The following is a 13,583-nucleotide window of genomic DNA, read 5'->3' as shown; positions in this document are numbered from 1 at the left end:
TCGATGCCCTTCTTGCGGAAGACTTCCAGGTGCGGGCTGTTCTTGACCTGCGCATAGGTTTCGCCGGTGAGGAAGTAGATCTTGTCCTGGCCTTCCTTGGCGCGAGCCAGGTAATCGGCCAAGGCGACGCTCTGCTCACCGCTGTCGTCATGGGTGGAGGCGAAGCGCAGCAGGCCCGCGATCTTCTCTTTGTTGGCGAAGTCCTCGGCCGGGCCTTCCTTCAGCACCTGGCCGAAGTTTTTCCAGAAGCCCTTGTACTGCTCTGGCTCGTTTTTCGCCAGCTTCTCCAGCATGTCCAGCACGCGCTTGGTCAGCGCGGTCTTCATCGAATCGATGATCGGGTCTTTTTGCAGGATTTCGCGAGAAACGTTCAGCGACAGGTCGTTGGAATCGACCACGCCCTTGATGAAGCGCAGGTACAGCGGCAGGAACGACTCGGCCTGGTCCATGATGAACACGCGCTGCACATACAGCTTCAGGCCACGCGGTGCTTCACGCTGGTACAGGTCGAACGGCGCGCGGGCCGGCACGTACAGCAGCGAGTTGTATTCAAGCTTGCCTTCGACCTTGTTGTGGCTCCAGGCCAGCGGGTTTTCGAAGTCATGGCCGATGTGCTTGTAGAACTCCTGGTATTCCTCGTCCTTGATCTCGGTACGCGGACGGGTCCACAGGGCGCTGGCACGGTTGACGGTTTCCCACTCAACGGCTGGCTGCTCCTCGCCTTCTGCAGCTTCCTGCTCTTTAGGCAGCTGGATCGGAAGGGCAATGTGATCGGAGTACTTCTTGACCAGGTTGCGCAGGCGCCAGCCATCGGCGAACTCCTGCTCATCCTTCTTCAGGTGCAGCACGATGCGGGTGCCGCGCTCTGGCTTGTCTACAGTAGCGACTTCGAACTCGCCCTCGCCTTTGGACGACCAGTGCACGCCCTCGGCAGCCGGCTGACCTGCGCGACGGCTGTAGACGTCGACCTTGTCGGCAACGATGAAGGCCGAATAGAAGCCCACGCCGAACTGACCGATCAGGTGCGAGTCCTTCTTCTGGTCACCGGTGAGGTTCTTCATGAAGTCGGCAGTACCGGACTTGGCGATGGTACCCAGGTGGGTGATGACGTCTTCGCGGCTCATGCCAATGCCGTTGTCGTCGAGCGTGATGGTGCCGGCGTCCTTGTCGAAGCTCAGACGAATGCGCAGATCCGCGTCCCCTTCGAGCAGCTCTGGCTTGGCCAGGGCTTCGAAACGCAGCTTGTCAGCCGCGTCGGAGGCGTTGGAAACCAGCTCACGCAGGAAGATTTCCTTGTTCGAGTACAGCGAATGAATCATGAGGTGCAGCAGCTGCTTTACCTCGGTCTGGAAGCCCAGGGTTTCCTTTTGTGTTTCCACACTCATGGTCTTCAAAACTCCGATCTGATGGCAGTGGGCGCCTGCAGCCGATTCGGCCTGCGTTAATGGCGGATGTCATGCAGATGGGGGCTGCCCAGGCGATTTCAAGGGCTTTTCCGGTTCGATCTTGAAATGTGCCCGGGCGGTGGCGATGGGCGACTGCCGATCACCTTGCCAGGCGGTGATGGCGACGTTGGTCACCCGTCGCCCTTGGCGCCACAGCTGGCACTGGGCGTAGGTGTCGCGAAAGTGCCCGGCGCGCAGGTAGTCGATGGAGAAGTCGATGACCTTGGGAATGCTCGCACTCTCGCTGTAGATCAGCAGGTACAACGCCGCAGACAACTCCATGAACCCTGCGATCACGCCACCATGAATCGCTGGCAGCAAAGGGTTTCCAATGTTGTCCGGGTTGGCTGGCAGGCGAAAAAGCAGGTCCTCGCCCTGGCGCTCGCATTCGATGCCGATCAGACCGGCATAGGGGATCAATGCCAGCAACGGCCGGTAGTCGCCCACCGCGTGGGCGGCATTGAGTTGCTGGCGTACGTCTGGCGGGATCATGCGCCACCCTCCTTGAGGCTGTTGCCGAAGCGAATCCCGCCCTTGATCTGCGGCCCCAGGCGCATGAACGTTCCCACCACCTGGCAGATGGGCTGGCTGGGGTCGTCCTGGTAGGCGCTGCCGCGGGTGAAGATCACATCGCGCGTCACCCGGTAGCACTGGGCATGGCCATAGATGTCCTTGCCAGCTTCGGCTGTGTGCATGTAGTCGATGCGCAGGTCCAGGGTCGGGCACACTTCAAACTGTGGCAGCGCACACAGGGTGGCCATGCCGCAGGTAGTGTCCATCAGCGTGGTCAGCGCCCCACCATGCACCGCGCCAGTTTGCGGGTTGCCAACGATTGCCGGCGACCACGGCAAGATCAACGTCATGCCCTGCGTATCGGCATGCGCCACGCGCATCTGCAACAACTGACAATGCTTCAAGGCCGACAGAAAACGCTCGGCCATGGCCATCAAGGTTGAATCGCTCATCGGCAAGTTCCAAGGCAGCGGACGCAACGGCATAAAACCGTTTAAAAGTCTATGTAGAACGGGGCGTTATATATCTGTAACCTGCGCGGAACTTATTCCGCGTAGTTGTACTCGAAGGAACAAGTCACTTATTCCACCAAGGAGATACACCCCCATGCGTAAACCTTTTGCTTTTGCTCTGATGCTGGCTGCTGCCATGGGCCTGGCCGCTTGCGATAAAGCGAGCGAAGACAAAGCCCAAGACGCACAGCAACACGCCGAGCAAGCCCAGGAAAAAATGGGCGAAGCTCAGGATAAGATGAACGACGCCGCCAAGGAAAACGCCGAAGCCGCCAAAGATCAGGCCGAAGCGCAGCAGAAGGCCGCCGAAGAAGCCGCTCCGGCAACTCCGGCAACTCCGGCTCCGGAAGCCGCCCCGGCCACTCCAGCGCCAGAAACCGCGCCTGCTACTCCGGCCGAACCTGCCAAGCAGTAATCGGCTTGTACAAAAAAACCCGACAATGTCGGGTTTTTTTATGCCTGATGTTTAAGGATTAAACGTTTCAGTTGCCGGAAGCCGAGCTCTCCTTGGCGACGTCCACCGGCGCACTTTCCGTGGGTGTGAACACCATCACATCCAGCACATCGGAATGAAACTCACGGCGGTAGAGAATCAATACGACCCCGACACTCATCACCATGAACAACCAGGGGCTGATAAACCAGCTCAACATGGCCATGCCAAAGTAATACGCGCGCAACCCCAAGTTGAACTGGTTGGCCGCCAGCGACAACACCCGCGCGGCGCGCGAGGCAAATGCCTTGCGCTCCAGCTCATTGACCAGGCGCTCGCCAATCATCGGCGCCGACCCTACCAGCACCGCCGCGAAGTTGTACTGACGCATGCACCAGCTGAAGGTGAAGAAGGCATAAACGAAGACCGTCGCCAGGCACAGCAACTTGATTTCCGACATGCCTTGGGACGTCTGCTGCACCAAGGGCAGGTCGGCCAGCAGCGACAGCGCTCTGTCCGAGGCACCGAGTACGGTGAGAATACCCGCAAGAATGATCAAGGTACTTGAGGCGAAAAACGAAGCGTTGCGCTCCAGGTTGCCGATCACGCTGGCATCGGCGATGCGGTTGTCGCGCATCAACATGCGCCGCATCCAGTCTTCGCGGTACAGGTGCAGCACGCTGGCCAGGCAAGCGGTGTCGCGGCCCTTCCAGATGGCATAACGGGTGTAGCCGCCCCAGCAGGCTGCGAACCAGCAGATTGCCAGCAGGTTGTTGAAGTTGCTTTGAATGAAGTTCATGCAGGTTTCCCGAAAGCCAGGTGCACAAAGAATAGAGACCGGGTTTCGACGCCCGCAAGCAGCAAAAGGCACACCACCGCAACGAATAAGGCCGCTTCGCGCAACCGCCTGCAAAAACGCCCCAGGCAAACAACAAAAAACCCCGCATCCATTCGGAGACGGGGTTTCAGGTGTAAACCGCTGGCTGGCACCCTGTGGCTTGTGGCCGGTGCAGCCCTCAGGCTTCAACCTATCAGGCCAGCGCCTCGCGCGGCTTGCCCAGCATGCGGTCGTAGATCACGGCCGCGGCCAGGGTCACCACCGACGGCACCAGCCAGGCCAGGCCCTGATCACTCAGCGGCAGGTGAGCGACGGCGTCCGGCAGTACATGCGCCAGGCTGCTGCCTTTGATCGCATCGACGACGCCGAACACCAGCGACACCAGCATGACCGGTGCGAGAATGCGCGTTGGCGAGTTCCACAGGTCTTTGACGAAGCTCAGGCCCACCACCACGATGCACGGCGGGTAGATCGCCGTCAGTACCGGGATCGAGAACATGATCAGCTTGGTCAGGCCCAGGTTGGAGATCAGCAACGAGAAGCCCGCCAAGATCACCACCAGTGCGCGATACGACAGCGGCAGAATCTGGCTGAAGTACTCGGCACAGGCGCAGGTCAGGCCGACCGCGGTCACCAGGCACGCCAACGCGATCAGCACGGCCAGGAAGCCACTGCCGAGCGAGCCAAAGGTGTGCTGCACATAGGCATGCAATACGGCCGCACCGTTGGTGGCGTCAGCCGCGATATCGTGGCTGCCCGCCCCCAGGCGGAACAGGCTGATGTACACCAGGGCCAGGCCGACCCCGGCGATCAGGCCGGCGATGATGGCATAGCGGGTAATCAGCTTCGGCGATTCGACACCGCGCGAGCGGATGGCATTGACGATGACGATACCGAACACCAGCGCGCCCAGGGTATCCATGGTCAGGTAACCATCGGAGAAGCCCTTGGAGAACGCCGCAGCCGCATAGGCAGGTTGCGCTTCACCAATGGTGCCGGCCGGCAGCGCGAACGCCGCGATACCCAGCACCGCCAAGGCGATGATCTTCAGCGGCGCGAGGAAGCGCCCCACGGTATCGAGCAGCTTGCCCGGATACATGGACACCGCCAGCACCACGATGAAGTACACCAGGCTGTAGAGGAACAGCGCCAACGGGCTTTCGCCGGTCAACGGTGCCACGCCGACTTCGAACGATACGGTCGCGGTACGCGGCGTCGCGAACAGCGGGCCGACCGACAGGTAGCACACGGCCGCCAACAGGCCACCGAAGAACTTGCCGATCGGGCTGCTCAGGGCATCCATGCCGCCACCGACCTTGGCCAGCGCGACCACGGTGATGACCGGCAGGCCCACGGCGGTCACCAGGAAGCCCAGGGCAGCCATCCACACGTGCGGGCCAGACTGCAGACCGACGATAGGCGGGAAGATGATATTGCCGGCGCCTACGAAAAGCGCAAACGTCATAAAGCCAAGCGCCAGGATATCCTGGCCTTTTAAAACTTTCATTTGAGGTAGTACCACACTGCTGAAATCGGGATTCGAGAAGGGATTTCCCCATGGATGAGGGAAATGCTGCCCGGCTTGATGAGCCAGACCCGTTTAGCGTGTCGTTCCCTTTTGGGGGACGGGCACAGAGTGAACGCGTAGATTAACTGTTTTGACAGTCAAACGCACTGGCACAGTGCTGCTTGTCCGATGTGCGTATGTGTTTGTCGTCTGTGCGACCGGGGACGGGGCAATTATCTCAGGGATCGGAAAAACGTCTTTGTGAAAATTCCTATCATACCCATCGAAAATTCCTGGTTGTCTGTTCCAGCCTCTTCGCGGGGCAAAAAAACACAATGCTGATAACGACAAAGGCCACCCGAAGGTGGCCTCTGTGCGCGTGGGGGGTAAAGCGTATTACTTCTTGGCTTCCCAGCCAGTCAGCTCGGCCAGGGCCTTGCCGATGTCGGCCAGCGAACGCACGGTTTTAACACCTGCGTCCTGCAGCGCAGCGAACTTCTCGTCCGCAGTGCCTTTGCCGCCAGAGATGATGGCGCCAGCATGGCCCATGCGCTTGCCCGCAGGTGCGGTAACACCGGCGATGTAGGAAACGACAGGCTTGGTGACGTGGGCCTTGATGTAGGCCGCGGCTTCTTCTTCAGCCGAACCGCCGATCTCGCCGATCATGACGATCGCTTCGGTCTTCGGGTCTTCCTGGAACAGCTTCAGGATGTCGATGAAGTTGGAGCCTGGGATCGGGTCACCGCCGATGCCGACGCAGGTCGACTGGCCGAAGCCGGCGTCGGTGGTCTGCTTGACCGCTTCATAGGTCAGGGTGCCGGAACGCGAAACGATACCGACTTTGCCTGGCAAGTGGATGTGACCTGGCATGATGCCGATCTTGCACTCGCCCGGGGTGATGACACCTGGGCAGTTAGGGCCGATCAGGGTAACGCCCAGCTCGTCGCACTTGACCTTGGCATCCAGCATGTCCAGGGTAGGAATGCCTTCGGTGATGCAGACGATCAGCTTGATGCCGCCGAAGGCAGCTTCCAGGATCGAGTCTTTGCAGAACGGAGCCGGAACGTAGATGACCGAAGCATCAGCGCCGGTCGCTTCCACGGCTTCCTTGACGGTGTTGAACACCGGCAGGCCCAGGTGGGTGGTGCCACCCTTACCTGGGGTAACGCCGCCGACCATCTTGGTGCCGTAGGCGATGGCTTGTTCGGAGTGGAAAGTACCCTGCGAGCCGGTGAAGCCCTGGCAGATGACTTTGGTGTCTTTATTGATCAGGACGCTCATTACTTGCCCTCCGCAGCTTTGACAACTTGTTGAGCAGCGTCGGTCAGGCTGGTTGCCGCAATGATGTTCAAACCGCTTTCTGCCAGTACTTTAGCGCCCAGTTCGGCGTTGTTGCCTTCGAGGCGAACGACAACCGGAACTTTAACGCCGACTTCTTTCACTGCACCGATGATGCCTTCGGCAATCATGTCGCAACGAACGATGCCGCCGAAGATGTTGACCAGAACGGCCGCGACATTGCTGTCGGACAGAATGATCTTGAACGCTTCGGTAACGCGCTCTTTGGTAGCACCGCCGCCAACGTCGAGGAAGTTGGCTGGCTTGCCGCCATGCAGGTTGACGATGTCCATGGTACCCATGGCCAGGCCAGCACCGTTGACCATGCAGCCGATGTTGCCTTCCAGGGCCACGTAGTTCAGCTCGAAGCTGGCAGCGTGGGCTTCACGAGGGTCGTCCTGCGACGGGTCGTGGAAGGTTTTCAGCTTAGGCTGGCGGTACATGGCGTTTGCGTCGATGTTGATCTTCGCATCCAGGCAGTGCAGGTCGCCGTCGGCCTTGATGACCAGCGGGTTGACTTCCAGCAGGGCCAGGTCGTGTTCTTTGAACAGCTTGGCCAGGCCTACGAAAATCTTGGCGAACTGTGCAACTTGCTTGCCTTCCAGACCCAGCTGGAATGCCAGTTCACGACCCTGGAACGGCTGTGCGCCGACCAGTGGATCGATAGTAGCCTTGATGATCTTCTCAGGAGTTTCGTGAGCAACTTTCTCGATGTCCACGCCACCTTCGGTGGAGGCCATGAATACGATGCGGCGGCTCGAGCGATCGACTACAGCGCCCAGGTACAGCTCTTTGGCGATGTCAGTGCAGGACTCGACCAGGATCTTGGTCACTGGCTGACCGTTGGCGTCGGTCTGGTAGGTTACCAGGCGCTTGCCCAACCATTGCGCAGCGAACGCCTTGGCGTCTTCCTTGCTGCGAACCAGCTTGACGCCGCCCGCTTTACCGCGACCACCTGCGTGAACCTGGGCTTTTACAACCCACTCGGAACCGCCGATCTTGTCGCAAGCTTCTGCTGCAGCTTCAGGGGTATCGACAGCGAAACCCTTGGATACTGGCAGGCCGTATTCAGCGAACAGCTGCTTACCCTGATACTCGTGAAGATTCATGCTTTTTACCGTCTTCGTTAGGTACTGCGCTTCGGCGCTGCGCCATTACTGGCGCCGCACCACCTGTGACCGTTGACCCCGGGTTATCCCGTGTAGTCCGATCCGGCGAACTTTCCGCGGTGAGTCATGCACGCAAGACTCACGACGGGCAGCCCGCCGTGGTTTCTTATAATTAACGCTTCTTACGGTTGGCTACGTGAATGGCGCCGCCATTCACTGCCAGCGCTGCTTCATGCAACGCTTCGGACAGGGTTGGATGGCTGAAGACCATCATGCCCAGATCCTCGGCACTGGTGCCGAATTCCATTGCGATTGCGCCCTGCTGTACCAGCTCGGCAGCGGATGGGCCAATCACGTGCACACCCAGTACGCGGTCGGTCTTGGCATCGGCGATGACCTTGACGAAACCACCGGTGTCGTTGGCCGCCATCGCACGGCCGCTGGCCGCGAACGGGAAGGTGCCTACGTTAACCTCAACACCCTCGGCCTTCAAGGACTGTTCGGTCTTGCCGACCCACGCGATTTCCGGATGGGTGTAGATAACCGATGGGATCAGGTCGTAGTTCATCTGGGCCTTGTGGCCTTTGATGCGCTCGACAACCATGATGCCCTCTTCCGAGGCCTTGTGCGCCAGCATCATGCCGCGAACCACGTCACCGATGGCGAACACGCCCGGAACGCTGGTAGCGCAGTGATCGTCAACGAAAATGTAGCCACGCTCGTCGATGGTCACGCCGCTGTCCGAAGCCAGCAGGTCAGTGGTCACTGGACGACGGCCGACCGCAACGATCAGCTTGTCGAAGGTGATCTTCTGCTCGCCGTTGGCATCGGTGTAGGTGACTTCGACTTCGTTGCCATTGACTTTCGAGCCAGTGACGCGCGCGCCCAGCTTGATGTCCAGGCCTTGCTTGGTCAGGGTCTTCTGGGCTTCTTTCGACACCGCGGTGTCGGCAGCCATCAGGAAGGTTTCCAGGGCTTCCAGGACGGTGACCTGAGCACCCAGGCGCGACCATACCGAACCCAGCTCCAGGCCGATAACGCCGGCGCCGATCACGCCCAGACGTTGTGGCACGGTCTGGAATTCCAGGGCGCCGGTGGAGTCGACGATGACGTTCTGGTCGACCGGAGCCGGCGGAATGTCGATCGGACGCGAACCGGAGGCCAGGATCACGTTCTCGGCTTCGATGATTTCGGTGGTGCCGTCAGCCTTGGTGACTTCGACTTTCTTGCCAGCCAGCAGTTTGCCGTGGCCCTGGATCGAAGTAACGCCATTGGCCTTGAACAGGGTGGCAACGCCGCCGGTCAGGTTCTTGACGATACCCGCCTTGCGGCCGACCATCGCGGCAACGTCCATCTTCACTTCGCCAGTGGAGATACCGTGGACGTTGAAGCTCTCTTTGGCTTCCTTGTACTTCCAGGAGCTGTCCAGCAGCGCCTTGGACGGAATGCAACCTACGTTCAGGCAGGTGCCGCCCAGGGCCAGCTTGCCCTCGGCGTCGGTGTATTTCTCGATACAGGCAGTCTTCAGACCAAGTTGGGCAGCCTTGATGGCAGCCACATAGCCGCCAGGACCTGCACCAATCACCACTACGTCGAATTTCTGGGTCATAAAAGATTCCTTTTTAGCTTCAAGCGGCAAGCTGCAAGCCGCAAGACCAGCAGGCTTCGGCTTGAAGCTTGCGGCTTGCAGCTTACAGCTGCGCGATTAGATGTCCAGCAGCAGGCGAGACGGATCTTCCAGCAGGTTCTTGATGGTGACCAGGAAGGTTACCGCTTCCTTGCCGTCGATCAGGCGGTGATCGTACGACAGCGCCAGGTACATCATCGGGCGGATAACCACTTGGCCGTTGATGGCCATCGGGCGCTGGATGATGTTGTGCATGCCGAGAATGGCAGCCTGCGGCGGGTTGACGATCGGGGTCGACATCATCGAACCGAAGGTGCCACCGTTGGTGATGGTGAAGGTGCCGCCGGTCATCTCTTCGATCGACAGCTTGCCGTCACGGGCCTTCTTGCCAAAGGTGGCGATGCCGTTCTCGATTTCAGCCAGGCTCATCGACTCGGCGTTACGCAGTACTGGAACCACCAGGCCACGGTCGCTGGAGACAGCAACGCCGACGTCGGCGAAGCCGTGGTAGACGATGTCGTTGCCGTCGATCGAGGCGTTGACAGCCGGGAAGCGCTTCAGGGCTTCGGTGGCGGCCTTGACGAAGAACGACATGAAGCCCAGGCGTACGCCGTTGTGGGTCTTCTCGAACAGGTCCTTGTACTTCGAACGCAGGGCCATGACTTCGGTCATGTCGACTTCGTTGAAGGTGGTCAGCATCGCCATGTTGGACTGGGCTTCGACCAGACGCTCGGCGATCTTGGCACGCAGACGGGTCATCGGCACGCGTTTCTCGGTGCGATCACCAGCGGCGGTCACAACCGGGGCAGCAGCGGCAGGCTTGGCAGCCGGTGCTGCGGCAGGGGCCGACTTCTTGTTGGCGACTGCAGCAACCACGTCTTCCTTGGTGACGCGACCGCCTTTGCCGGTGCCGGCAACGGTAGCCAGGTCGATACCGTTCTCTTCGGCCAGCTTGCGCGCGGCAGGCGCGGCAACCGGGTCGTCTTCGCCAGCATCGGCGGCAGCGGCAACCGGGGCAGCAGCGGCTGGGGCAGCAGCAGGCGCGGCAGCAGCGCCACCTTCAACGATCGAACCCAGCACTTCGTCGGACAGGACGGTGTCGCCCTCGCCCTTGACGATGTCACCCATCACGCCATCGGCGGTGGCCAGGACTTCCAGGACGACCTTGTCGGTCTCGATGTCGACGATCAGCTCGTCACGTTTGACGGCTTCGCCCGGCTTCTTGTGCCAGGTGGCAACGGTGCCGTCGGCAACCGATTCCGGGAAGGTTGGGGCTTTGATCTCGATAGCCATTATCTGTGTTTCCTTAAATTCGGTTTCAGGTGCGCGAAGGCGTTAGACAGTGAAGGCGTCTTGCAGCAGTTTTTCCTGCTGTTCGGCGTGCTTCGAAGCGTAACCACAGGCTGGCGCGGCAGAAGCGTCGCGGCCGGCGTATTCCAGGACCAGTGCCTTGTTGTGGCGGCCCAGGATACGGCGCATGTGGTGCTGGCTGCTGTACCAGGCGCCCTGGTTCATCGGTTCTTCCTGACACCAGACGGCATGCTTGAGGTTGGTGTATGGCGCCAGGATTTCGACCAGGTCGTCTTCCGGGAACGGATACAGCTGCTCGATACGCACGATCGCGATGTCTTCACGGCCTTCGGCACGGCGTTTTTCCAGCAGGTCGTAGTAGACCTTGCCGCTGCACAGGACCAGGCGTTCGACCTTGGCCGGATCGAGGTTGTCGATTTCCGGGATCACGGTCTGGAACGAACCTTCTGCCAGGTCTTCCAGGGTCGAGATGGCCAGCTTGTGGCGCAGCAGCGACTTCGGCGTCAGGACGATCAGCGGCTTGCGCAGCGGACGGATGACCTGGCGACGCAGCAGGTGGTAGATCTGTGCCGGGGTGGTCGGTACGCACACCTGGATGTTGTGCTCGGCGCACAGCTGCAGGTAACGCTCCAGACGCGCGGAGGAGTGCTCCGGCCCCTGCCCTTCGTAGCCGTGTGGCAGCAGCATGGTCAGACCGCACAGGCGACCCCACTTGTGCTCACCGCTGGTGATGAACTGATCGATCACCACTTGCGCACCGTTGGCGAAGTCGCCGAACTGGGCTTCCCAGATCACCAGCGCGTTCGGCGTGGTGGTCGAGTAGCCGTATTCGAAGGCCAGTACCGCTTCTTCCGAAAGGAAGGAGTCGTACAGGTCGAAGCGCGGCTGGCCCGGGAACAGGTTCTGCAGCGGTACGTAGGTGCTGGCGTCCTTCTGGTTGTGCAACACCGCGTGGCGGTGCGAGAAGGTGCCACGGCCGATGTCCTGGCCGGTCATGCGGATCGGGTGACCTTCGAACTGCAGGGTGGCGTACGCCATGGTCTCTGCGTAACCCCAGTTGATCGGCAAGCCACCGGCCTGCATCTTCTGGCGATCTTCGTAGATCTTCGACACCTGACGCTGGACGACGAAGCCTTCCGGCAGCTCGAGCAGCTTGGCCGACAGGTCCTGCAGGGTCTTGAGGTCGAAACGGGTGTCGTGACGCGCGGTCCAGGCGTGGCCCAGGTACGGACGCCAGTCGACGAACAGCTCGCGGTTCGGCTCCTTGACCAGGCTCTTGACCACGTGCAGGCCGTTGTCCAGGGCGTTGCGGTACTCGTCGATCTTGGCCTGAGCGCGCTCGGCGTCGATGCGACCGGCCTGGATCAGTGCCTCGGCATACAGCTCACGGGTGGTGCGCTGTTTGCTGATCTGCTGATACATCAGCGGCTGGGTACCGTTCGGCTCGTCGGCCTCGTTGTGGCCGCGACGGCGGTAGCAGACTAGGTCGACGACCACGTCACGCTTGAACTGCATGCGGTAATCGATGGCCAGCTGGGTCACGAACAGCACGGCTTCCGGGTCATCCCCGTTGACGTGCAGGATCGGCGCCTGAATCATCTTGGCAACGTCGGTGGCGTACTCGGTGGAGCGCGCATCCAGCGGGTTGCTGATGGTGAAACCGACCTGGTTGTTGATCACGATGTGCACGGTACCGCCGGTCTTGAAACCGCGGGTCTGCGACATCTGGAAGGTTTCCAGGACCACGCCCTGGCCGGCGAATGCCGCGTCACCGTGGATCGAGATCGGCAGTACCTTGTCGCCAACGGTGTCGTTGCGACGATCCTGACGGGCGCGCACCGAACCCTCGACCACTGGCGAGACGATTTCCAGGTGGGACGGGTTGAACGCCATGGCCAGGTGAACTTCGCCACCGGTGGTCATCACGTTCGAAGAGAAGCCCTGGTGATACTTGACGTCACCGGAGCCCAGCTCGTTCATCTTCTTGCCTTCGAACTCGTCGAACAGCTCGCGCGGGTTCTTGCCGAAGGTGTTGACCAGCACGTTCAGACGGCCACGGTGGGCCATGCCGATCACGACTTCCTTGGTGCCGTAGGAGCCGGAGCGCTGGATCATCTCGTCCAGCATCGGGATCAGGCTTTCGCCACCCTCCAGGCCGAAACGCTTGGTGCCCGGGTACTTGGTGCCCAGGTACTTCTCAAGCCCTTCACCGGCGGTCACGCGCTCGAGCAGGTGGGCCTGCACGTCAGCGGAAAACTCCGGACGGCCGCGCACGCTTTCGAGACGCTGCTGGAACCAGCTGCGCTGCTCGGAATCGACGATATGGGTGAACTCGGCGCCAATGGTGCGACAATATGTCTTCTGGAGCGCCTCGAAGATCTCGCGTAGGCTCGCTTCCTCTTTGCCGATGAACAGGTCGCCGGCACGGAAGGTCGTATCAAGATCGGCATTGGTCAAGCCGTAGTGATTGATCGACAGGTCTACGGGCGCAGGGCGCTGCCACAACCCCAACGGGTCGAGCTTGGCAGCCTGATGACCGCGCATACGATAGGCCTGGATCAGTCGCAGAACTTCAACCTGCTTCTTCTCGTGTTCACTGCTCACGCTCCCGGCGGATACCGGTTGGGCGCGGCGCTGGTTCTTTGCCAGCAGTACGAAATGGTCGCGGATTGTAGAGTGCGATACATCGGTAGCGGTGCTGCCGTCGGCTGGCAACTTCTGGAAGTAAGTGCGCCACTCTTCTGGCACAGCGTTAGGGTCGTGCAGGTAGAGTTCGTAGAGCTCTTCCACATATGCAGCGTTACCACCTGAAAGGTGGGCGCTTTCCCACATGCGCTGCATCACGCTTTCTTGCATGCTTGGTCACCCTCGGTTAGGGGACGATCGGCGAGAGCCACAGCAAACCTGGAAAAGTCCGAACACAGCGACTGAACCACGCCACTTGGATCCT

11 protein-coding genes are annotated in these 13,583 nt (G+C 60.5%); 1 reads left to right on the top strand and 10 read right to left on the bottom strand.

Going from position 1 to position 13,583, the window contains the following annotated elements; translation table 11 throughout:
• From htpG to NP534_RS10035, 3 genes are all read right to left on the bottom strand, one after another.
• Positions 1 to 1,385, bottom strand: a 1,385-nt coding sequence (gene htpG, locus NP534_RS10045; protein ID WP_274098622.1) for a molecular chaperone HtpG, incomplete at its 3' end; no start/stop codon positions are given.
• Between the two features lie 69 nt (positions 1,386 to 1,454).
• Complete coding sequence (locus tag NP534_RS10040; protein WP_033699265.1) at positions 1,455 to 1,937, bottom strand: PaaI family thioesterase; 483 nt, start codon at positions 1,935 to 1,937, stop codon at positions 1,455 to 1,457.
• Positions 1,934 to 2,410: a PaaI family thioesterase gene (locus NP534_RS10035; protein ID WP_033699266.1), complete on the bottom strand. Its 477-nt coding sequence runs from the start codon at positions 2,408 to 2,410 to the stop codon at positions 1,934 to 1,936. The genes NP534_RS10040 and NP534_RS10035 overlap by 4 nt, the downstream gene beginning before the upstream one ends.
• A gap of 154 nt (positions 2,411 to 2,564) precedes the next feature.
• Here NP534_RS10035 and NP534_RS10030 point away from each other — a divergent pair, with 154 nt between their 5' ends.
• Positions 2,565 to 2,885, top strand: a complete 321-nt coding sequence (locus NP534_RS10030) for a hypothetical protein (protein WP_274098621.1) — start codon at positions 2,565 to 2,567, stop codon at positions 2,883 to 2,885.
• A gap of 67 nt (positions 2,886 to 2,952) precedes the next feature.
• Here NP534_RS10030 and NP534_RS10025 read toward each other — a convergent pair whose 3' ends face one another.
• The 7 genes from NP534_RS10025 to NP534_RS09995 form a co-directional block, all read right to left on the bottom strand.
• Complete coding sequence (locus tag NP534_RS10025) at positions 2,953 to 3,702, bottom strand: DUF599 domain-containing protein (protein WP_033699268.1); 750 nt, start codon at positions 3,700 to 3,702, stop codon at positions 2,953 to 2,955.
• A gap of 232 nt (positions 3,703 to 3,934) precedes the next feature.
• Entirely contained in the window at positions 3,935 to 5,248 is a 1,314-nt protein-coding gene (brnQ, locus tag NP534_RS10020) for a branched-chain amino acid transport system II carrier protein (RefSeq protein ID WP_033699269.1), read from the bottom strand.
• Positions 5,249 to 5,644: 396 nt separating this feature from the next.
• Positions 5,645 to 6,529, bottom strand: a complete 885-nt coding sequence (gene sucD / locus NP534_RS10015; protein ID WP_003254203.1) for a succinate--CoA ligase subunit alpha — start codon at positions 6,527 to 6,529, stop codon at positions 5,645 to 5,647.
• A complete protein-coding gene (gene sucC / locus NP534_RS10010; RefSeq protein WP_008091914.1) occupies positions 6,529 to 7,695 on the bottom strand; it encodes an ADP-forming succinate--CoA ligase subunit beta in 1,167 nt (388 codons plus the stop codon). The genes sucD and sucC overlap by 1 nt, the downstream gene beginning before the upstream one ends.
• Positions 7,696 to 7,867: 172 nt before the next feature.
• Complete coding sequence (lpdA, locus tag NP534_RS10005) at positions 7,868 to 9,304, bottom strand: dihydrolipoyl dehydrogenase (RefSeq protein ID WP_274098620.1); 1,437 nt, start codon at positions 9,302 to 9,304, stop codon at positions 7,868 to 7,870.
• Between the two features lie 96 nt (positions 9,305 to 9,400).
• Complete coding sequence (odhB, locus tag NP534_RS10000; protein ID WP_274098619.1) at positions 9,401 to 10,615, bottom strand: 2-oxoglutarate dehydrogenase complex dihydrolipoyllysine-residue succinyltransferase; 1,215 nt, start codon at positions 10,613 to 10,615, stop codon at positions 9,401 to 9,403.
• A 42-nt stretch (positions 10,616 to 10,657) separates the two neighbouring features.
• Positions 10,658 to 13,489 (bottom strand): 2-oxoglutarate dehydrogenase E1 component, encoded by a 2,832-nt coding sequence (locus NP534_RS09995; RefSeq protein WP_033699274.1) that lies wholly within the window; start codon positions 13,487 to 13,489, stop codon positions 10,658 to 10,660.
• Between the last annotated feature and the right edge of the window lie 94 nt (positions 13,490 to 13,583).

This window comes from Pseudomonas sp. 39004, from assembly GCF_028682155.1.
Classification (GTDB): domain Bacteria; phylum Pseudomonadota; class Gammaproteobacteria; order Pseudomonadales; family Pseudomonadaceae; genus Aquipseudomonas; species Aquipseudomonas capeferrum.
Note: the sequence above shows the minus strand (reverse complement) of the source record. Positions and strands in the feature narration are given on the sequence as shown.

Bases quoted from the DNA above. Each gene is read 5' to 3' on its own strand.
- NP534_RS10025 (WP_033699268.1), bottom strand. From the start codon at position 3,702: ATGAACTTCATTCAAAGCAACTTCAACAACCTGCTGGCAATCTGCTGG.
- NP534_RS10040 (WP_033699265.1), bottom strand. From the start codon at position 1,937: ATGATCCCGCCAGACGTACGCCAGCAACTCAATGCCGCCCACGCGGTG.
- brnQ (WP_033699269.1), bottom strand. From the start codon at position 5,248: ATGAAAGTTTTAAAAGGCCAGGATATCCTGGCGCTTGGCTTTATGACG.
- lpdA (WP_274098620.1), bottom strand. From the start codon at position 9,304: ATGACCCAGAAATTCGACGTAGTGGTGATTGGTGCAGGTCCTGGCGGC.
- NP534_RS10030 (WP_274098621.1), top strand. From the start codon at position 2,565: ATGCGTAAACCTTTTGCTTTTGCTCTGATGCTGGCTGCTGCCATGGGC.
- NP534_RS10035 (WP_033699266.1), bottom strand. From the start codon at position 2,410: ATGAGCGATTCAACCTTGATGGCCATGGCCGAGCGTTTTCTGTCGGCC.
- sucD (WP_003254203.1), bottom strand. From the start codon at position 6,529: ATGAGCGTCCTGATCAATAAAGACACCAAAGTCATCTGCCAGGGCTTC.
- NP534_RS09995 (WP_033699274.1), bottom strand. From the start codon at position 13,489: ATGCAAGAAAGCGTGATGCAGCGCATGTGGGAAAGCGCCCACCTTTCA.
- odhB (WP_274098619.1), bottom strand. From the start codon at position 10,615: ATGGCTATCGAGATCAAAGCCCCAACCTTCCCGGAATCGGTTGCCGAC.
- sucC (WP_008091914.1), bottom strand. From the start codon at position 7,695: ATGAATCTTCACGAGTATCAGGGTAAGCAGCTGTTCGCTGAATACGGC.